Below are 20,541 nucleotides of genomic sequence, written 5' to 3' on the forward strand. Positions count from 1 at the left end.
GCGATGTCTGCCCCGGCAACTCAACGTTCCACCGCCCAGGTTTCAGTGAACTCAGCCGTTCATGAGATTGAGGGCCCCCCACACACAAATGCTTTGGACTTCCTTCGCGGAGTCGGCCTCACCGCAGCAAAAGAAGGCTGCGCCGAAGGCGAATGCGGAGCCTGCGCGATCATGGTCGCCCGCCCCGACGCCGATGGGACCACCCGATGGACCTCGGTCAACTCGTGCCTGCTGCCCGCCGCAGCACTCGATGGCCAAGAGGTCATCACAGCCGAAGGGCTCGTCGACGGTGAATCCGTCCACCCCGTCCAAGAAGAGATGGCCGTGCGCGGCGGATCCCAATGCGGATACTGCACCCCCGGCTTCATCTGCTCCATGGCCGCCGAATATTACCGGCCCGAACGTGCCGACGACGCCTCGGCTGCCTCAGCCGCAGCGGACGAGGACCACCACTGCGGTCCCAACGGCTTCGACATCCACTCCTTGTCCGGCAACCTCTGCCGCTGCACTGGCTATCGCCCCATCCGCGACGCCGCCTACGCACTGGGCCAGCCCGAACCCGGCGACTCGATTGCCGCGCGCACCCAGAAGTCGGCGCCCACCTCGGCGAGCACCGATATTCACCGCACGGATACTGCCACCGGTGAAGCCGGACGCTACCGTCGCCCGTCCACCCTCGCCGAGGCGCTGGATATCTTGGCTGCCGAACCCGAGGTTCTCGTCGTCGCCGGCGCCACCGACTGGGGCGTCGAGGTCAACATCAAGGGGGCACGCGCCAAATCGATGCTCGCCATCGACCGCCTGGCCGAACTGCGCGGCATCACCCGCACCGACGAATACATCGAACTCGGAGCCGCCCACACCCTGAGCGAACTCGAACGCGAACTCGCCGGCTCGATCCCGCTGCTGGGCAAACTGATTCCGCAGTTCGCCTCCCGACTCATCCGCAATGCCGCCACCATCGGCGGCAACCTCGGCACCGGCTCACCCATCGGTGATACCCCGCCGGCGCTCCTGGCCTTGGACGCACAGCTCGTGCTCACCTCGGCGACCGGGTCACGGGTCGTGGAACTCGCCGAGTACTTCACCGGCTACCGGCAGACCGTGCGGGGTGCCGGGGAACTCATCTCTGCGATCCGCATCCCGCTGCCGCTGGCCCCCATGACCTCGTTCCAGAAGATCGCAAAGCGCCGCTTCGACGACATCTCCTCGGTCGCCATCGGCTACTCCGTGACCGTTGCAGACGGGATCGTGACCAAGGCTCGGATCGGTCTGGGCGGAGTCGCGGCCACCCCGCTGCGCGCCAGGGCCACCGAGGCGCTGCTTGAAGGCGCACCCTGGACGCTGGACACCGTCCACGGCGCAGCCGAAACACTGGCAGCAGAAGGCACCCCGATGGACGATCACCGGGCGAGTGCGAAATATCGGACCGCGATGCTGCGGTCCTCGTTGGAACGCTTCTATGCAGAACAGGAGGCAGGACGATGAGCCACCTCTCACAGCGCCCCACCGACCCCATCGTCGGTGAGAGCCACCATCACGAAAGCGCCTTCGGCCACGTCACCGGAGCTGCCCTCTACACTGATGACCTCGTCGGACGCCTCGCCGGCGTCCTCCACGCCTACCCGGTGCAGTCCACTCAGGCCCACGCGAAACTGAACAGGGTCGACATCGACGGTGCCTATGCGGTGCCCGGAGTCGTTCGCGTCATCACCGCTGCAGACATCCCCGGCGTCAACGACCAGGGCGTCAAGCACGACGAACCGATGCTGCCCGTCGACGAAGTGATGTTCTACGGCCAGCCCGTCGCCTGGGTCCTCGGCAACGACCTCGAAGCTGCGAAGGCCGGAGCCGCGGCTGTGGTCGTCGACTACGACACCCTGCCCTCGCTCGTCACCGTACGTGAGGCGATCGAGGCGGGCAGCTTCCACGGCATCCAGCCCGTCATCGACAAGGGTGACGCCACGGGAGCCTTCGCCGATGCCGCCCACGTGTTCGAAGGCGAATTCGAGTTCGCCGGTCAGGAGCACTTTTACCTCGAGACCCAGGCCTCACTGGCTCAGGTCGACGAGAGCGGACAGATCTTCGTCCAGTGCTCGACACAGCATCCCACCGAAACGCAGGACATCGTCTCCCATGTCCTCGGGGTTCCCGCCCACGAGGTGACCGTGCAGTGCCTGCGCATGGGCGGAGGTTTCGGCGGCAAGGAGATGCAGCCCCACGGTTACGCCGCACTCGCGGCTCTCGGCGCGAAGCTCACCGGTCGTCCGGTGCGCCTGCGACTCAACCGCACGCTCGACATCACGATGACCGGCAAACGTCACGGCTTTCACTCGTCCTGGAAGATCGGCTTCACCGAGGAAGGCAAGATCCTTGCCTTGGATGCGACGCTGACCGCCGACGGCGGGTGGAGCCTCGACCTGTCCGAGCCCGTGCTCACCAGGGCCATGTGCCACATCGACAACGCCTACTGGGTGCCCAATATCCGCGTGGCCGGTCGCATCGCGAAGTGCAACAAGACTTCGCAGACCGCGTTCCGCGGGTTCGGCGGGCCGCAGGGCATGCTGGTGATGGAGGACATCCTCGGCCGGGTCGCCCCGAAGCTGGGTCTGTCGGCTCGAGAGCTGCGTCGCCGCAACTTCTACCAAGCCGGCCAGGACACCCCGTACTACCAGCCCGTGCGTCACCCAGAGAGGCTGGAGGCCACCTGGGACCAGGTCGTCACTACCGCCGAGGTGGAGGCTCGGGAAGCCGAGATCGAGCAGTTCAATGCCCGCAACGATCACGTCAAACGCGCGATCGCGCTGACCCCTGTGAAGTTCGGGATCTCGTTCAACCTCACCGCCTTCAACCAGGGCGGGGCCCTCGTGCTGGTGTACAAGGACGGTTCTGTCCTCGTCACCCACGGCGGCACCGAAATGGGACAGGGCCTGCACATGAAGATGCTGCAGGTCGCGGCCACCACTCTCGGTGTGCCTCTGTCCACGGTGCGGCTCGCGCCCACGCGCACGGACAAGGTCCCCAACACCTCGGCGACGGCGGCGAGCTCCGGCACCGACCTCAACGGCGGTGCGGTCAAGGACGCCTGCGAGCAGATCCGGGATCGTCTGACCCAGGTGGCAGCCGGGATCCTCGGGGCACCCGCCCACGAGGTGAGCGTAAGCCGCGGCATCGTCAGCGCACTGTCCTCGAAGAAGACAGTGACCTGGGAAGAGCTCATCAACGCCGCCTACTTCCAGCGGATCCAGCTCTCGGCCTCCGGGTTCTACCGGACCGAGGGATTGCACTGGGACCTGTCGATCATGACCGGCGAACCCTTCAAATACTTCGCCTACGGGGCTGCCGCGTCCGAGGTCGAGGTCAACCGCTTCGACGGCTCCTACACGCTGCGTCGCGTCGACATCGTCCATGACGTCGGCGACTCGCTCTCACCCCTGATCGACCTCGGCCAGATCGAGGGCGGCTTCGTCCAGGGCGCCGGCTGGCTGACACTGGAAGACCTGCGCTGGGATGAATCAGACAAACCCAGCCGAGGTCGCCTAGCCACCCAGGCCGCAAGCACGTACAAGATCCCCAGCTTCTCCGAAGCCCCCGAGATCTTCAACGTTGCGGTGCTGGACAAGGCGCACGAAGAGGGCGCCGTCTACGGTTCGAAGGCCGTGGGCGAACCTCCGCTCATGCTTGCCTTCTCCGTCCGCGAAGCCCTGCGAGACGCTGTGGCCGCGTTCGGCGCTGAGTCCGAGCCGGGCGGTGTGGGGCCGTCGGTTGAGCTGGCTTCACCGGCGACTCCCGAAGCCGTGTTCTGGGCCATCGAATCGGTGCGCTCACCTGCCACGAGCGGTGCGGCTGCCACTGGCGCTGCGGCTGCGTCCGGCGATGCTGCGCGGGAGAATCCGGAAGGCATCAGTGTCCCATCATGACTTGGATGGACACAACGGCCGAGCTTCGGAAGGCTCGAGTGCCGGCCGTCCTCGTCACTCTTGCTTCGGTTCGCGGGCACGCCCCGCGTGAAGCCGGAGCGAAGCTGATCGCCACCGCCGATGACCTGTATGGGACCATCGGCGGCGGCAATCTGGAGATGACGGCCGTCACCCGTGCCCGCGAGATCCTCGCCGCCGCAGCAGACTCGGCGTCGGGGGAGCACCGCGCCGAACCCGAGATGCTCACTCTGCGACTCAACGACAAAGCACCCGCCAAATACGGGCGCCAATGCTGCGGCGGGGAGGTCAGCGTTCTGCTCGAACCGCTGCCCGTGCCCGCCTCGGTGGCGATCTTCGGCATCGGCAACATCGGGCTCGAGCTGACCCGGATCCTGGCCCGCCACGACATCGATGTCCACGTCAGCGATTCTCGCCCGGAGCACCTAGGGGAGCTCGACCGGTTGGAGCCGCCCGTGGCTGCGATTCATCGCGAGTTCGCCGTTGTCGGCGAAGAGGTGCTCGTCGGGCTGCCTGCCGGTACGCACGTTCTCATCATGACCCACGACCACGCCGAGGATCTCCACCTCTGCGATGCGGCACTGACCCGCGGCGACCTCGGCTCCATCGGGCTCATCGGCTCGAGCGCCAAATGGCAGCGGTTCCGGAAGAACCTCATCGCCGAGGGCCACACACCCGAGTCCGTCGACACCATCGACTGCCCCATCGGACTGCCCGATCTGCCTGGCAAACAGCCGGCGACGATCGCACTCAGCGTCGCCGCCGATCTGCTTGGCCGCATGGGCTGACTTTCACCAGACCACACTTCATTCTTCAAGGAGCACCACCATGTTCATCTATCGTGCCCGTGTCTTCGACACACCGAGCGACCCCTTTGCCGGCGGCGCCCTGCGCTCGGACTCAGACGTCGCCATCGTCGTCGATGACGGACAGATCATCGCCCGCACCGACTTCGCCGCAGCTGCGGCCAAACATTCCGACGCCGAGGTGGTCGACCTCCGTGCCGGTGTCCTCATTCCCGGCCTCATCGACACCCACGTCCACTACCCGCAGGTCCGCGCCATCGGCTACCTCGGCATGCCCCTGCTCGACTGGCTCGACCACTGCGCCCTGCCCGAGGAGACGAAGCTCGGTGACGAGGCCTATGCCTCGGCCGTGGCCGGTGATTTCCTCACCGGGCTGACCTCGGCGGGGACCACCTCGGCGATGGTCTTCGGTTCGCATTTCGCCAGCGCCATGGACACCTTCTTCTCCCAGGCCGCCGAGGTGGGTCTGCGGATCACATCGGGCCTGGTCACCAGCGACCGGATCCTCCCGGAACCGCTGCTGACGAGCGTGGAGAAATCCGTGTCGGAGAGCCAGGGCCTCATCGACCGCTGGCATGGCCAAGGCCGCCTGCGATACGCGGTCACGCCGCGCTTCTCCTTTTCCGCCGGACAGGAGCTGCTGGCCGCCGGAGGGCAGCTGGTGGCTGACAACCCGGGCATCTGGGTGACCTCTCACCTGAACGAGAACCGCGACGAGGTCGCCGGTGTCGCCGAGATGTTCCCCGAAGCCCTGGACTACCTCGACACCTACGACCGGGCGGGACTGCTGAACCGACGGACGATCCTGGCCCACAATGTGCACCCGAGTGATCGCGAACTGGCCCGCATGGCAGAGGTCGGGGCCGCCTCGGCGCACTGTCCGACCTCGAATTCGAACCTGGCCAGCGGCTTCTTCCCGCTGCGCAGACACATCGAAACCGGAGTCCGCGTTGCGCTCGGCTCCGACGTGGGCGCGGGAACGGGCTTCTCCCTGCTCAAGGAGGGCGTGCAGGCCTACTTCATGCAGCAGCTCGACCCCTCCGGCGGGCTGCCGCTGACCTCTGCGCACCTGCTGCACCTGGCCACCGCGGCCGGAGCACAGGCCCTCGAGCTGTCGGATGAGGTGGGCGATCTGTCCGTGGGCAAGCGCTTCGACGCCGCCTATATCGCGCCAGCAGAAGGTCAGCCCCTGGCCGTGGGACTTGAGCACGCAAGCAGCGACGAGGACGCCCTGGCGAAGATCTTCGCCATGGGAACCCCAGCCGACATCGCCCGTGTGTGGGTCGATGGAGAGCCCGTCAAGGGCTGACCTTTCACTTCTCAGCCACCCTCCGGGTGCTGGGCAACCCCGCTAAAGGTTGCTCAGCGCCCGGAGGGTTCTTTTCGTCGCGGGGTTGACGATCCACTAGCCGCCTGCTTATGCTTGATTTCATCAAACGGAAACACAATTCCACAATACGGAAAACAGAGAATCCGTACTCGCAGCGACGCGAAGGAGAACCCCATGACGAACTTCGATTTCACCAATGCCGACAGCTACATCCTCAACTGCTCCACCCTGCTCACCGAGCTGCCCGTGATGGAGCGCGCCCAGGCGGCGAAGGACGCCGGGTTCAACCAGGTCGAATTCTGGTGGCCCTTCGACGGCAACCCGACCCCCACCTCGGCGGAGGTCGATGAGTTCATCGCCTCACTCGACAACGCAGGCGTCGAACTCAAGGGTCTGAACTTCTGGGCCGGGAACATGGCCGGAGGTGATCGCGGCATGGTCTCTATCAAGGGCGCCGAGGCGGACTTCGCAGCCAACGTCGACATTGTCGTCGAGATCGGACGCCGCACCGGCTGCCGCGCCTTCAACGCCCTCTACGGCCTGCGCACCGAAGGCCAGACGCCTGAGGAGCAGGACGAGGTCGCCATCGAGAACCTCAAACTCGCCGCCGACGCCGTCGCCGCCATCGAGGGCACCGTGCTCGTCGAGCCCGTCTCAGGGGCAGAGGATTATCCGCTCAAGCGCGCATCCGACGCCGCCGACGTGGTTCAGAAGGTCCGGGCCCAGGGTGTGGTCAACGTCGCCGTCCTCGCCGACTTCTTCCACATGTCGATCAACGGCGATGACGTGGCCGCTGTCATCGAGGCCGACGCCGCGAAGTTCGGGCACATCCAGATCGCCGATGCCGCCGGCCGCGGAGCACCAGGAACGGGCGAACTGCCGCTGCAGGACTGGATCAACCGCTCCTACGAACTCGGCTACACCGGCCAGGTCGCCCTCGAATACAAGCAGGACCGGACCACCGCATTTCAGTGGCTCGCGAACTGAACCTGCCCTCACCAACTTTCATCGACATCGTAGATAGGACACGAACATGAGCAAGACAATCGCATTCATCGGACTCGGAATCATGGGCCTGCCGATGGCCAAGAATCTCGTCAGCGCCGGCTTCACCGTCCGCGGCTACAACCGCTCACCTGAGAAGGCCGCGGAACTCGCGAAGGCAGGCGGGCAGGCCGCAGGCACCATTGCCGAGGCGGTCGACGGTGCCGATGTCATCATCACCATGGTTCCCGATTCCCCAGACGTCGAAGACGTGCTGACCGGTGAGGAAGGCATCCTCGCCCATGCCAAGTCCGGCGCCTACTGGATCGATAACTCGACCATCCGCCCTGACGTTGCGAAGAACCTCTCCGCCCAGGCCGCAGAGAAGGGCCTCAAGCCCCTCGACGCACCGGTCTCCGGCGGCGAAGCGGGAGCGGTCAACGGTGCCCTGTCGATCATGGTCGGCGGCGAACAGGCCGACTTCGATGCCGTCTCCGATGTCTTCGACGCCGTCGGCAAGACCATCGTGCTCGTCGGCCCCTCGGGCTCGGGGCAGACCGTGAAGGCCGCGAACCAGCTCATCGTCGCCGGCAACATCGAACTCCTGGCCGAGGCCGTCGTCTTCCTCGAAGCCTATGGAGTCGAGACCACCTCGGCGCTGCAGGTCCTCGGCGGCGGATTGGCCGGATCGAAGGTCCTTGATCAGAAGGGCCAGAAGATGCTCGACCGCTCCTTCGAGCCCGGCTTCCGGCTGGCGCTGCACCACAAGGACATGGGCATCGTCACCGCCGCCGCCCGCGAGGCCGGAGTCGCGATCCCCCTCGGATCCGCCGTCGCCCAGCTCGTCGCCTCGACCGTCCAGCAGGGCAACGGCGGACTCGACCACTCGGGGCTCTTCACCGTCGTCGAGCAGCTCTCCGGTAAGAACCAGGACTGAAGCGCCACCTCGGCGGCTTCATTCCACCACGAACCGGGCCGGCGACAGCGTCGTCGCCGGCTCATCCAACTCGGCCCATTGCGGGCCACCGAACCCGGTCCGCTCGAACGTGGGCCGCTGAAGCGAAGGAAGAACAATGACACGTATGCGCGCAGTTGACGCGGTGGTGCTCATCCTCGAAAAGGAAGGCGCCACGGAGGCATTCGGCCTGCCGGGCGCGGCCATCAACCCGCTGTACTCAGCGATGAAGGCCCACGGCGGAATTCGCCACACCCTGGCTCGCCACGTCGAAGGGGCCTCCCATATGGCCGACGGGTACACGCGGGCAGCGGCAGGGAACATCGGCATCTGCCTGGGCACCTCGGGGCCTGCCGGTACAGACATGATCACCGGCCTCTACGCCGCGGCAGCGGACTCACAGCCCATCCTGTGTATCACCGGACAGGCACCCGTCGCGGTCCTCGACAAAGAGGACTTCCAGGCCGTAGACATCGCCTCCATCGCGAAGCCCGTGACCAAGATGGCCAAGACCGTGCTCGAAGCGGGACAGGTGCCCGGCGTCTTCCAGTCGGCCTTCCAGCTCATGCGCTCGGCCCGGCCCGGCCCGGTCCTCATCGACCTGCCGATCGACGTCCAGCAGACCGAGATCGACTTCGACATCGACACCTACGAACCCTTGGTGCCCTCGAAGCCAGCGGCCACCTCGGCTCAGGCGGAGAAGGTCCTCGACCTCATCGCAGCGGCCAAGCACCCGCTCATCATCGCCGGCGGCGGAATCCTCAACGCCGATGCCGCGGACAAGCTCGTCGAATTCGCCGAGGCGACCTCGATCCCGGTCTCACCGACGCTGATGGGATGGGGCACGATCCCGGACAACCACCCGCTGCAGGCGGGCATGGTCGGCATCCAGACACACGTGCGCTACGGCAACGCCTCATTCCTGGAATCCGATCTGGTCATTGGCATCGGCAACCGCTGGGCCAACCGTCACACCGGTGACCTCGGCGTCTACCGTGAGGGACGCAAATTCGTCCACATCGATATCGAACCCACACAGATCGGACGCGTCTTCTCACCCGACTACGGCGTCGTCTCCGACGCAGGGGCCGCGCTCGACGCACTGCTGGCTGCCGCTCACGGGCGGGCCGAGGGCACGGGCGCTGGCGCGCTGCCGGACTTCACCGGCTGGGCCGGCGAATGCACGGAGCGCAAGTCCACCGAGCACCGCAAGACCAACTACACGGATATGCCGATCAAGCCCCAGCGGGTCTATCAGGAGATGAACGCTGCGTTCGATGAGGACGTGACCTATGTGTCGACGATCGGGCTGAGCCAGATCGCCGGTGCACAGATGCTCCACGTCTACAAGCCTCGCCACTGGATCAACGCAGGTCAGGCCGGCCCCTTGGGCTGGACAGGACCCGCTGCGCTGGGTGTGGCGAAGGCCAAACCGGAGGAGACGGTCGTCGCCCTGTCCGGTGACTACGACTTCCAGTTCATGATCGAGGAGCTGGCCGTCGGCGCACAGCACAAGATCCCGTACCTGCACGTCGTCGTCAACAACTCCTACCTGGGCCTGATTCGGCAGTCACAGCGCGGTTTCGACATGGACTTCGAGGTGTCGTTGGCCTTCGACAACATCAACTCCTCAGGTGAAGCCGCCAGCTACGGCGTCGACCATGTGGCCGTGGCGCAGGGGCTGGGGTGCAAGGCGCTGCGCGTCGAGGATCCCGAGCTCATCGGCGAGGGTCTGCGGGTGGCGAAGGAACTCATGGACGAACACCAGGTCCCCGTGGTCGTCGAGGTCATCCTCGAACGCGTCACGAACATCTCCATGGGTGCGGCGCTGGACAGCATCAATGAGTTCGACGTCCTCGCTCAGACCCCGGCCGATGCCCCCACGGCGCTGACGCCGATGAGCGAGCTGGCCGCTGCGAAGTAGGGGATCGGCGGTCAGCAGGCTGTGCCAGCCTGCTTCGACGTCGGCCACGTCACAATTGGTATACCATGGCCCCGAGGGGGTCGGATGCACGAGTCCGAGCCCTCGGGGACTTGTATGACATGCTCGGCGCAGCTGCCGAGGACAACTGCCCGGCTGGCACTGCCGGGTGAAATGGCTCGGCCGTCCTGGCTGGGTGAACCACCTCGGCCGTCTCGGCTGAGTGAATGAGGAGAGTGTATGAACGTCGACGACGCCGGAACACAGGCTACCGACCAGGCCTTCGATCTGGTCATCCGAGCACAGCGGGCGGTTCTGCCCGAGGGCCAGAGCGCTGCTGAAGTCGGAGTGCGCGAGGGCAGGATTATCGAGATCGCCACCGGGGGCACGGTGCTGAGCGGGACCACCTCGGCGAATGCGAAGGTCGTCGAACTCGGCGACGACCAGGTGCTGCTGCCTGGCCTCGTCGATTCCCACGTGCACGTCAACGACCCGGGCCGCAGCGAATGGGAGGGCTTCGCCAGCGCCACCCGGGCAGCGGCAGCCGGAGGAGTGACGACGATCGTGGACATGCCGCTGAACTCCCTGCCACCGACCGTCAATGTCGAATCCTTGGACATCAAGCGCGAGGTCGCAGGGCCCAAGGCCTTCATCGACGTCGGCTTCTGGGGCGGAGCGATCCCCGGCAACACCAGTGACCTCAAGCCTCTCTTCGATGCCGGCGTCTACGGCTTCAAGTGTTTCCTCGAGGACTCGGGCGTCGATGAGTTCCCGCCGCTGAAGCCCGAGGAGCTGCGCGCCGATCTGGCGGAGCTCGCGAAATACGACGGTCTGCTCATCGTCCACGCCGAGGATCATTCGGTCATGGCCGAGGCGCCGAAGAACTCCGGCCGCAAGTTCAGCGACTTCCTCGCCTCCCGTCCGCGTGAGGCCGAGAACGTCGCGATCGCTCGCGTCATCGAAGCGGCGAGGGAGACCGGCGCCCGCGCCCACATTCTGCACCTGTCCTCGGCCGACGCGCTGCCGCAGATTGCCAAGGCCAAGGCCGAGGGCGTGAAGCTCACGGTCGAGACCTGCCCCCACTACCTCGTGTTCACTTCAGAGGAGATCCCCGACGGCGCAACTACACATAAGTGCTGCCCGCCGATTCGCGAGGAATCCAACCGTGAGGCTCTGTGGCAGGGGCTCGTCGACGGCACGATCGACTGCATAGTCTCCGATCATTCGCCCTCGACTGCCGAGCTGAAGCTCCTCGACACCGGTGACTTCGGTGCGGCCTGGGGTGGAATCTCCTCCCTGCAGCTGGGTCTCTCGCTGGTGTGGACCGAGGCCGCCAGGCGCGGGATCGACCTCGCCGAGGTGGTGGCCTGGATGTCCTCGGCACCCGCCGCGGTCGCCGGAGTACAGGACAAGGGTGCGATCGCCCTCGGCAACGACGCAGACTTCGCGGTCTTCGCCCCCGAAGAAGAGTGGACCGTTCATGCCACGGAGCTCTACCACCGGAACCAGATCAGCGCCTACGACACGCGTGCCGTCCGCGGTGCGGTCAAGCAGACCATCCTCCGCGGCGCCCCGGTCAACTTCGACGAGCCTCAGGGCCGCCTGCTGCGCGCCCGCTGACCCTCAGGTCGCCTAAACCTCCCTGACGTCACTAATTGCGCCCGGCGCCGCGCGTAGTTAGTGACGTCAGGGAGGTTTAGTGTGTGCGCCGGAACTTCGATTACGTAATCCACAGGGTTATCCACAATATTGCTCATAGTGTGGCGTTTGATGCGATTTGTTGTCATTATCTGCTTTATGTACTCTATTATGACTACGGCGCGATTGTTGCGTTCAGGCTTCAGCAAGCGAGAACTGGCGCGCGCCGAACGTTGCTGTCTCCGGCGGATTGCTCGCGGCCGATACGCCGTCGAGCGTATATGTGACAACCCTGCGCATCAGTGCGTCTGGGCTGCCGTGGATGAGGGGCACGCTGAAGAGTTCGAGTTGTTCAATGACCGCCGGGATGCCGAACAGAATCTCAAGGCGCTCATCCGTGCGCGAGCGGAGAAAGTGAATGAGCAGGAGTCAGTCAGGCCCTCGGTCCGAGGGCGGGAAGTCTTCTCACATCTGTCTGCCGCTCTGATCCATGGTCTGCCGACAGTAACTCTGCCGGATCGCAGGGTTGAGGTCATCAGGCCGGGCGCTTCACGTAAACATCGCCACCTACGAGTGCGCAACACCACTTTGCCCCACAGTGGCTGGGTAACGGTGGGGATCTACCGTGTGACCACGCTTGAACGAACTCTCGTTGATGTTGCTTTGACCTATGATCTCGCCACCACGGTGTCGATGATCGATCATGCTCTACGTCTGGAGTGGACGTCGGTGGAGGCTATCCGAGAAGTTCTGGTTGAGTGCGACGGTGCCCGTGCACAGCGGCGAGCGAGGTGTGCGCTGGGCCTTGCGGATGCCCTTCGCGAATCTCCCGCAGAATCGGTGGCCGCGGCACGCTTCTTCGAACACGGCATTCGCGGTTTCGTGCCCCAGGTCGAGTTCAGGGACAGGTTCGGGCGCGTATTCGCCCGGGTCGACTTCTGTCACCAACCATCGAAAGTCGTTGTTGAAGTAGACGGCTTGGCGAAGTATTCCATGGGCCCAGGAACTCCACGACAGGCGCTTGAGAACGAGAAGAGCCGTGACGCCCAGCTTTCGGCTCTTGGCTACAGGGTGATTCACCTGACGTGGAAACAGCTTTTCCTCGCAGGGCCATTCGAAGACGTCAAACGGGTGATTTCTGAGCGCGTCATTGCACGGTAAACCTCCCTGACGTCACTAAATGCGCCCGGCGCCGGGGGCATTTAGTGACGTCAGGGAGGTTTAGTCGAAGAGGCTGTGCCTCAGGCGCCGAGCTTCTCGCGGAGACGGGCGACGTGGCCCTCGGCGTCGACGTTGTATTCGACGTCGGAGAGCGTGCCGTCTTCGGCGATGACGAATGTCGAGCGCAGGGTGCCTTCGAAGGTGTTGCCGCCCACGGTCTTCTCACCGAACGACCCGTAGGTCTTCGCCAGCGCTGCCCCCGGATCCGAGAGCAGCGGGAAGGTCAGGTGCTGGTCGTCCGTGAAAGCCTGCAGTGCTTCGGCGTCATCGGGAGAGACTCCGAGCACCTGGAATCCGGCACCGGTCAGCGATGAGAGGTTGTCGCGGAAATCGCAGGCTTCGGTCGTGCAGCCAGGCGTTGCGGCCTTAGGGTAGAAGTAGAGGATGACCTTCTGCCCGGCGAAATCCGCCTTCGAGTAGGTCTTGCCTTTGGCGTCGGTCAGGGAGAAGTCCGGTGCGTTTTGTCCGACTTCGAGCTGTGCACTCATGATGATGTGTCCTTTCGTAGGTGACTGCTGGTGCTGGTGGTCAGTTCTGTCGCGCGCCCGTGACGCCCATAGCGCCCGCGCCCGCGACGCCCGCGCCGGCGTGGACGAGGGCGCATGCGTGGGCGGCGGTGGCTTCGATGAGCTCTTCGGCGTGGTCGGAGAGCTCAGCGAGCTCGGCCGGGCCAGGTGCGATGGACAGTGCGGCGGTGATGCCCGCTTCCCGGCATTCGGCGGGGCTGAGCGCGACGCGTCCGGCGACGACGATGATCCTCGCCGAGGCGGGGGCGTGGTCTCGTACTGCCGCAACGACCTTCCCTCCGAGGGACTGGGAATCGAAAGAGCCCTCACCTGTGAGCACGATATCGGCCTTCGCCAGGGCCTCGGTCAGGCCTACCGCCTCGGCGACCATCGTCGACCCGGGCACCACCTCGGCGCCCAACAGGGTCGTCAGCGCCAAAGGAATTCCGCCCGCGGCACCGAAGCCGGGCGTCAGTGCCAAGGACGAGGCCTCCGATTCAGAGCCGGCGAGCACCTCGGCGAGGTGGGCCAGGCCGGAGTCGAGGACGGATACAGACGCGGCATCGGCACCTTTCTGGGGGCCGAAGACTGCCGCGGCACCGCGAGGTCCCGTGAGTGGATTGTCGACGTCGACGGCGATGCGCCAGCGCACCTCGCGGGCACGCGGATCAAGGCCCGAGCCATCGATTGCAGTCAGGGACGTAAGCCCTCCGCCGCCAGGCGCAATCGGTGAGCCCGCGGAGTCGGTGAAGGCGGCGCCCAGAGCGGAGGCGATGCCGACTCCGCCGTCGGTGCTCGCTGATCCGCCGATGCACAGCAGAATCTCCTCGACCCCCTGGTCAAGGGCATGGGCGGCAATGAGTCCGACGCCGTAGGTGTCGGCGCGTTCAGGCTGGAGGGCAACGTCGGAGACCTGCGGGAGGCCATTGGCCTGAGCGGCCTCGATGACAGCGGTCTTCCCATCGGCGGAGATGCCGAACAGGGCAGTTGCGGGCCGTCCCAGGGCATCGACGATGTCGACCGAGCGAGCCGGGGTGCCCCACACGGCGAGCAGCGCGTCGAGGGTTCCCTCGCCCCCGTCGGCGAAGGGCAGGTCGGTGATCTGCGACTCGGGGAACACTTGGCGGGCACCGCGAGCCAGGGCGGCGGCGGCTGCGGGGGCGCTGGCGGAGCCCTTGAAGGAATCGGGGGCGCAGACGATCGTCGGGGTTTCCCTGCTCATGACGTCATTCAACCTCATTGTCGTGATATCGGCGGAGAGCGTTCGGCAGTCGGACGGGCCGTTGTCACTGCACGCTCATCCATTATCCACTCTGCGGAAGAAGTTTTCCAAATTCCCACTCCACGTCGTCGGTCGAGATTTGACATCGAGAACCCCTCGGGCCAAACTCGAACCAGTTAAATGGAAATATACTTCCGAGATGTGAAACGCCTTACATAAGGCTTCAGATCTCGATGTCTAGGAGGTCAGTGTGGACCTGAACGAGTTCAATCGGCTCCCTGCCGACGACGCCCGCACGGCATTGCGCCCGTGTCTCGACGTGGATCGGTGGATCGACGGAGTCGTCGAGGCCAGGCCGTATCCCGATGCCGAGTCCGCGGTCGAAGCCGCCCGCACCAGCGCGAATCCACTGTCTGATGATGAGATCAACCAGGCCATGTCCCACCATCCCCGGATCGGTGAGAAATCCAAGGGCTCCGGCGCCGAGGCGGCTCATTCCTCCCGCGAACAGGCGGGTCTGGGTGCCCTCGGCGGAGACGTACAGAAGCGACTCGCAGCAGGCAATGCCGCCTACGAAGAGCGCTTCGACCGTGTCTTCCTCATCCGCGCCGCCGGTCGAGACCCCGAGGAGATCCTCGGGGAACTCAACCGCCGCATGGCCAACACCGCCGCCGACGAACTCGCCGAGGTCGGCGAGCAGCTGATCCAGATCGCCGCACTCAGACTCGAAGGACTCCTCGTATGAGCTTCATCTCCGCCCACGCTCTCGACTCCACGCTCGGTACCCCTGCCGCCGACCTTGAGGTCACGCTGTATTCCGGCGCCGAGGTGATTGCGAACGCCCGCACGGACGGAAACGGTCGTGTCTCGGAATTCGGACCGGACCACCTCGGCGCCGGGGATTATCGGATCGTATTCGGTACCGGCGCCTATTTCGAGACCCAGGGGCAAGATCATTTCCATCCTCAGGTGACGATCGACTTCACGGTCAAAGCCGGTGAAGCGCACTATCACATACCATTGTTGCTGAGCCCGTTCGCGTACAGCACCTACCGGGGAAGCTGAGAAGCTGAGCGGGCAGCACCACCCACAAGCACCAGGGGAAGCAGGCCCCCTGCGGGATGAAGATCCTCAACAAACCGCCGAAGTTCGCAGGACGAGTCGTCCGGCAATCTCGCAAATCAATTGGTCACAGAGACCATGCTGCACTCGGCTACGAGCGCGGCGCGGTCGCTGGTTTCAGCAACAGGAGCAAGAAGATGAGCAAGGTGAAACTGACAACGAACCAGTACGGCAAGGCGGAGAACCGTTTGATGAGGGTCTACCGTGACTCCGAACGTCACGAGATCCGCGACCTCAACGTCACCTCACAGCTGTGGGGCGACTTCGAGACCGCCCACACCGAGGGCAACAACGAGCACGTCGTCGCCACCGACACCCAGAAGAATACGGTCTTCGCCAAAGCCAAGGAACTCGGAGTGAGCTCACCCGAACAGTTCCTCCTCGGCCTCGGCGAGCACTTCACCTCCAGCTTCGACTGGGTCACCGGTGGGCGTTGGGCGGCAGAGGAATACGGCTGGTCGCGCATCAACGATCACAACCACTCGTTCTACAAGTCCGCACCCGAAACCCGGACCGCGGTCCTAACCCGCGACAGCGACACGACCACCCTGATCTCCGGCTTCTACGGGCTCACCGTGCTCAAAACCACCGAATCAGGTTTCGTCGGCTACCCGAAGGACAAATACACGACCCTGCCGGAGACCGACGACCGCATTCTCGCTACCGACATCGCGACCCGCTGGATCTACAACACAACGGATCTCGACTTCGAAGGCGTGTACAAAAAGGTCAAGGAGATCATCCTCGACTCGTTCACCGACCACTACTCGCATGCCCTGCAGCACACCCTCTACCAGATGGGTGAGAAGGTCATCGACGCTGTGCCGGAGATCGACGAGATCCGGTTCTCCTGCCCCAATAAGCACCATTTCCTCTACGACATCGAACGCTTCGGTTTGGAGAACCCGAACGAAGTGCTCATCGTCGCCGATCGGCCCTACGGGCTGATCGAAGCCACCTTCACACGTGACGGTGTGGAGGAGAACAAGGACGCCTGGGCGCAGATCGCCGGCTTCTGCTGATAAATTTTCATAGTCGGGTCCACGGGAGCACCTTCCCGTGGACCTGACGTGTTTGAGAGGGACGACTATGACCCAGGACACAACCTCGGCAATCCCGAGGGGAACCGGTGACGAAGAGATTGACGAATGGCTGGAGTCCTGGGAAGGGCTCGTCAGCCAGCGCGGTACCCTGCGTGCCAGCGAGATCATGGAGGCGCTGCGTCGACGTGCCGCCTCGAACTCCGTGGCTCAGCCCAAGGTCACGACCACGGACTACGTCAACACGATCCCGGCCGATCAGGAACCCGAGTACCCCGGGGATGAGCGCCTCGAGCGCAAATACCGCAAATGGCTGCGCTGGAACGCCGCGATGCTCGTCCACCGAGCCCAGCGTCCAGAGATCTCCGTCGGCGGCCACATCTCGACCTATGCGGGTGCCGCCACCCTCTACGAGATCGGGTTCAACAATTTCTTCCGCGGCCAGGACCACCCCGGCGGGGGCGACCAGGTCTTCTTCCAGGGACATGCCTCACCCGGCATGTATGCCAGGGCCTTCCTCGAGAACCGTCTGAACGAAAAGCAGCTCGACGGCTTCCGGCAGGAGGCTTCGAAGGCCCCCGACGGGCTGAGCTCATACCCCCACCCGCGCCTGATGCCGGAGTTCTGGCAGTTCCCGACCGTGTCGATGGGCTTGGGCCCGATCAACTCGATCTACCAGGCGCAGATGAACCGTTACCTGCACAACCGCGGCATCAAGGACACCTCCGATCAGCGCGTCTGGGCCTTCCTCGGCGACGGCGAGATGGACGAGCCGGAATCACGCGGTGCCCTCCAGCTGGCCGCGAACGAAGGTCTCGACAACCTCACCTACGTCATCAACTGCAACCTGCAGCGACTTGATGGTCCGGTGCGCGGCAACGGCAAGATCGTCCAGGAACTCGAAGCCGTCTTCACCGGCGCCGGCTGGAACGTCATCAAGGTGCTGTGGGGTCGCGAATGGGACTCCCTCCTCGACGCTGATCACACCGGTGAACTGGTCCGGATCATGAACGAGACCCTCGATGGTGACTACCAGACCTTCAAGGCCGAATCCGGCGGATTCATCCGCGACAACTTCTTCGGCCGCTCACCGGTGACCAAAGGCCTCGTCGAGCATCTGTCCGATGATGACATCTGGAACCTCAAGCGCGGCGGCCACGACTATCACAAGGTCTTCGCCGCCTACGAGCAGGCCGTGAACACGAAGGGCAAGCCGACCGTCGTCCTCGTCCAGACGGTCAAGGGCTATGGCCTGGGCACGACCTTCGAGTCACGCAACGCCACGCACCAGATGAAGAAGTTCACCGCTGCCGACGTCAAGGCCTTCCGCGATCGGATGGACATCCCGATCACCGATAAGGTCATCGACGAAGATCCCTATGCCGTGCCCTACTACCATCCGGGCAACGACGCTGAGGAAGTCCAGTACATGCTGGAGAAGCGGTCCAAGCTGGGTGGGTTTCTGCCCAGTCGCAAGCCCGAGAACTCCAAGAAGACTCTGCCCGCCGTGTCCGACAAGGCCTTCTCGCAGACGAAGAAGGGCTCTGGCCAGCAGCAGGCTGCGACCACGATGGCCTTCGTGCGACTGCTCAAGGACCTCATGCGCGAGAAAGGCATCGGCAACCGGATCGTGCCCATCATCCCGGATGAGGCACGGACCTTCGGCATCGATGCGTTCTTCCCGACTGCGAAGATCTACAATCCGAACGGGCAGAACTACCTCGCCGTGGACCGTGAGCTCTTCCTCTCCTACAAGGAAGCCACCAGTGGGCAGCTGCTCCACGTCGGCATCAACGAGGCCGGTGCGGCAGCGGGCTTCACCGCCGCCGGAACCGCGTATTCGACGCATGGTGAGCCGATGATCCCGATCTACGTCTTCTACTCGATGTTCGGTTTCCAGCGCACCGGCGACGCCTTCTGGGCCGCCGGTGACCAGATGACCCGCGGGTTCATCATCGGCGCCACAGCCGGTCGCACGACGCTGACCGGTGAGGGCCTGCAGCACGCTGATGGTCATTCTCCTGTGTTGGCCGCGACCAACCCTGCGGTGCGGATCTACGACCCGGCCTACGGATACGAGATCGGCCACATCATGCGTGATGGCCTGCACCGCATGTACGGCGAGCACGACCTCGGCGATGACGCCCGCAACGTCATGTACTACCTGACCGTGTACAACGAGCCAATGCTTCAGCCGGCCGAACCCGAGGATGTCGACGTCGACGGGATCCTGCGCGGTATCCATCGCGTGGCAGAAGCCGGGACAGGTGCAGCGGCCGGCACCGGCGCCGAGGCTGGGGCGGGCGATCGTCCGCAGGCTCAGCTGCTCGCGTCGGGAGTCGCCGTCCCGTGGGCGCTTGAGGCCCGTGGCCTGCTGGCTCAGGAATGGGGTGTGGATGCGGCTGTCTGGTCGGTCACCTCATGGGCCGAACTGCGCCGCGATGCTTTGAAATGCGAGGCCGAGAAGCTTGAGGACTTCGAGGCCGAGCCGCGAACGCCCTATGTGCGTGAGCGTTTGGGCGCCGAGGCAGGGCCGATCGTCGCCACGAGCGACTTCGACTCCACGCAGCCGGACCTCATCCGACCCTTCCTCAGCCAGGACTTCGCGACACTGGGAGCCGACGGGTTCGGATTCTCCGACACACGCGCCGCTGCCAGGCGCCATTTCAAGATCGATGCCCACTCGATGGTCGTCCGCACCCTGCAGCTTCTGGCGGACCGGGGCGAGATTGCCCGCTCCGTACCCGTCGAAGCGGCGAAGAAGTACCGCCTGAACGAGGTCAACGCAGGAACCTCAGGCTCAGCCGGAGGCGATTCCTGAGATAGTTGCCTCTGGCAGTTAGGCAGCTGGTGCTGGCTACTGCAGCCAGCGGCGAAACACGGGTGGCGTGTAGAGAAACGTGATTGCACATACGTTTCTCTACACGCCACCCGTGTTTCAATACTCAGCTCGAGTTAACACCCGAGTGTTGGCACCATGCAGCCGGTGCAGCTGGTGCAGCCTGAAGGCCAGGGGACACCGGCTGCTCAGGCGCCACAGCCAGCTCAGGCGGTGCCGCGCATGTCCTGGGAGATCGCCTCGGCGGCTGAGCGCAGCAGTGGGATCGCGCGATCGGCGAAGGCCTGGTCGACGCGGCTGATCGGCCCGGACACGGAGATCGCCAGGGGAGCGGGGGCATCGGGGATCGACATTGCGAAGCAGCGCACACCCAGTTCCTGCTCCTGCTCATCAATCGAGTACCCGCGGTCGCGGACGCGCACCAGCTCGGCCTCGAGGTCCTTGATGGTGCCGATGCTGTACTCCGTGGGCGTTGGCATCCCGGCGGTCGTCACGATGTGACGCACCTGCTCGGTGTCGAGGCCAGCGAGGATCGCCTTGCCCACGCCGGTGTCGTGCATGTGCGTGCGCCGGCCCACCTCGGTGAACATGCGCATCTGTCGCTGTGAGGAGACCTGATCGACGTAGACGACCATGTCTCCGTCGATGGTCGCGACGTTGGCAGACTCGCCGAGTTCGTCCACGAGTGTGCGCAGATAGGGGCGGGCGATGGCACCCAGCTGGGACCCGGCGAGGTTGCCGAGGCGGATCAATCCCGGCCCGAGCGCATAGCCGCGGTTGGGCAGCTGACGGACCACGCCTAGGTTGACCAGAGTGTTGAGCAGACGGTGGATCGTCGGGAGAGGGAGGCTCACCTCGGCGGCGATGTGGCTCAGCGTGGCCGAGCCGGAGGAGTTCGCGATGCACTCGAGGAGCCCGAAGGCGCGTTCGACTGACTGGACGCCGCCCTTCGTCTGGCGGATCGCGGGGGCCTTCTCATCATTGCTGGTCATCCCAGTTCCTCTTCCTCGTCCATCGGA

16 protein-coding genes are annotated in these 20,541 nt (G+C 64.8%); 13 read left to right on the forward strand and 3 right to left on the reverse strand.

From position 1 onward, the window contains the following. The first annotated feature begins 3 nt into the window (after window positions 1-3). The 9 genes from INT40_RS12210 to INT40_RS12250 all read left to right on the forward strand — a co-directional run bounded on the left by INT40_RS12210 (window position 4) and on the right by INT40_RS12250 (window position 12,733). Complete coding sequence (locus INT40_RS12210; protein ID WP_193071624.1) at window positions 4-1,488, forward strand: xanthine dehydrogenase small subunit; 1,485 nt, start codon at window positions 4-6, stop codon at window positions 1,486-1,488. Then, a complete protein-coding gene (gene xdhB / locus INT40_RS12215; protein ID WP_193071623.1) occupies window positions 1,485-3,920 on the forward strand; it encodes a xanthine dehydrogenase molybdopterin binding subunit in 2,436 nt (811 codons plus the stop codon). The genes INT40_RS12210 and xdhB overlap by 4 nt, the downstream gene beginning before the upstream one ends. Continuing rightward, complete coding sequence (gene xdhC, locus INT40_RS12220; RefSeq protein ID WP_193071622.1) at window positions 3,917-4,726, forward strand: xanthine dehydrogenase accessory protein XdhC; 810 nt, start codon at window positions 3,917-3,919, stop codon at window positions 4,724-4,726. Before xdhB ends, xdhC begins: the two co-directional genes overlap by 4 nt. Before the next feature lie 40 nt (window positions 4,727-4,766). Then, window positions 4,767-6,053: a guanine deaminase gene (guaD, locus tag INT40_RS12225; RefSeq protein WP_101570894.1), complete on the forward strand. Its 1,287-nt coding sequence runs from the start codon at window positions 4,767-4,769 to the stop codon at window positions 6,051-6,053. A gap of 195 nt (window positions 6,054-6,248) precedes the next feature. Beyond that, a complete protein-coding gene (locus tag INT40_RS12230) occupies window positions 6,249-7,061 on the forward strand; it encodes a hydroxypyruvate isomerase family protein (protein WP_193096165.1) in 813 nt (270 codons plus the stop codon). A 46-nt stretch (window positions 7,062-7,107) separates the two neighbouring features. Beyond that, window positions 7,108-7,995, forward strand: a complete 888-nt coding sequence (locus tag INT40_RS12235) for a 2-hydroxy-3-oxopropionate reductase (RefSeq protein WP_101570890.1) — start codon at window positions 7,108-7,110, stop codon at window positions 7,993-7,995. 136 nt (window positions 7,996-8,131) lie between these two features. Further along, window positions 8,132-9,937: a glyoxylate carboligase gene (gcl, locus tag INT40_RS12240; RefSeq protein ID WP_193071619.1), complete on the forward strand. Its 1,806-nt coding sequence runs from the start codon at window positions 8,132-8,134 to the stop codon at window positions 9,935-9,937. Window positions 9,938-10,174: 237 nt separating this feature from the next. Then, window positions 10,175-11,554: an allantoinase AllB gene (gene allB / locus INT40_RS12245; protein WP_101570886.1), complete on the forward strand. Its 1,380-nt coding sequence runs from the start codon at window positions 10,175-10,177 to the stop codon at window positions 11,552-11,554. Window positions 11,555-11,704: 150 nt separating this feature from the next. Then, window positions 11,705-12,733 (forward strand): hypothetical protein, encoded by a 1,029-nt coding sequence (locus INT40_RS12250; RefSeq protein WP_101570884.1) that lies wholly within the window; start codon window positions 11,705-11,707, stop codon window positions 12,731-12,733. 80 nt (window positions 12,734-12,813) lie between these two features. Here the strand turns inward: INT40_RS12250 and bcp are convergent, their stop codons facing one another. Both bcp and INT40_RS12260 read right to left on the reverse strand, forming a co-directional pair. Then, the gene (bcp, locus tag INT40_RS12255) at window positions 12,814-13,281 is read right to left on the reverse strand and encodes a thioredoxin-dependent thiol peroxidase (RefSeq protein WP_193096166.1); all 468 of its coding nucleotides are present in this window, start codon (window positions 13,279-13,281) and stop codon (window positions 12,814-12,816) included. Between the two features lie 40 nt (window positions 13,282-13,321). Further along, entirely contained in the window at window positions 13,322-14,521 is a 1,200-nt protein-coding gene (locus INT40_RS12260) for a glycerate kinase (RefSeq protein WP_226831242.1), read from the reverse strand. A 250-nt stretch (window positions 14,522-14,771) separates the two neighbouring features. On the opposite strand from INT40_RS12260, the gene uraD reads away from it, so the two are divergent. From uraD to aceE, 4 genes are all read left to right on the forward strand, one after another. Beyond that, entirely contained in the window at window positions 14,772-15,266 is a 495-nt protein-coding gene (gene uraD / locus INT40_RS12265; RefSeq protein ID WP_101570878.1) for a 2-oxo-4-hydroxy-4-carboxy-5-ureidoimidazoline decarboxylase, read from the forward strand. After that, on the forward strand, window positions 15,263-15,586 hold the full coding sequence (gene uraH, locus INT40_RS12270) for a hydroxyisourate hydrolase (protein ID WP_101570876.1): 324 nt from the start codon (window positions 15,263-15,265) through the stop codon (window positions 15,584-15,586). Before uraD ends, uraH begins: the two co-directional genes overlap by 4 nt. A gap of 194 nt (window positions 15,587-15,780) precedes the next feature. Beyond that, window positions 15,781-16,665 carry a factor-independent urate hydroxylase gene (pucL, locus tag INT40_RS12275; RefSeq protein WP_101570948.1) on the forward strand — a complete coding sequence of 295 codons (885 nt, stop codon included), beginning with the start codon at window positions 15,781-15,783 and terminating at the stop codon, window positions 16,663-16,665. Window positions 16,666-16,732: 67 nt separating this feature from the next. Next, complete coding sequence (gene aceE / locus INT40_RS12280) at window positions 16,733-19,504, forward strand: pyruvate dehydrogenase (acetyl-transferring), homodimeric type (protein WP_193096167.1); 2,772 nt, start codon at window positions 16,733-16,735, stop codon at window positions 19,502-19,504. 224 nt (window positions 19,505-19,728) lie between these two features. Here the strand turns inward: aceE and INT40_RS12285 are convergent, their stop codons facing one another. Continuing rightward, window positions 19,729-20,514, reverse strand: coding sequence for an IclR family transcriptional regulator (locus tag INT40_RS12285; protein WP_101570873.1), 786 nt, complete (start codon window positions 20,512-20,514; stop codon window positions 19,729-19,731). Window positions 20,515-20,541 lie beyond the last annotated feature (27 nt).

Origin of the sequence: Brevibacterium sp. FME17 (genome assembly GCF_014897515.1) — a bacterium.
Lineage (GTDB): Bacteria > Actinomycetota > Actinomycetes > Actinomycetales > Brevibacteriaceae > Brevibacterium.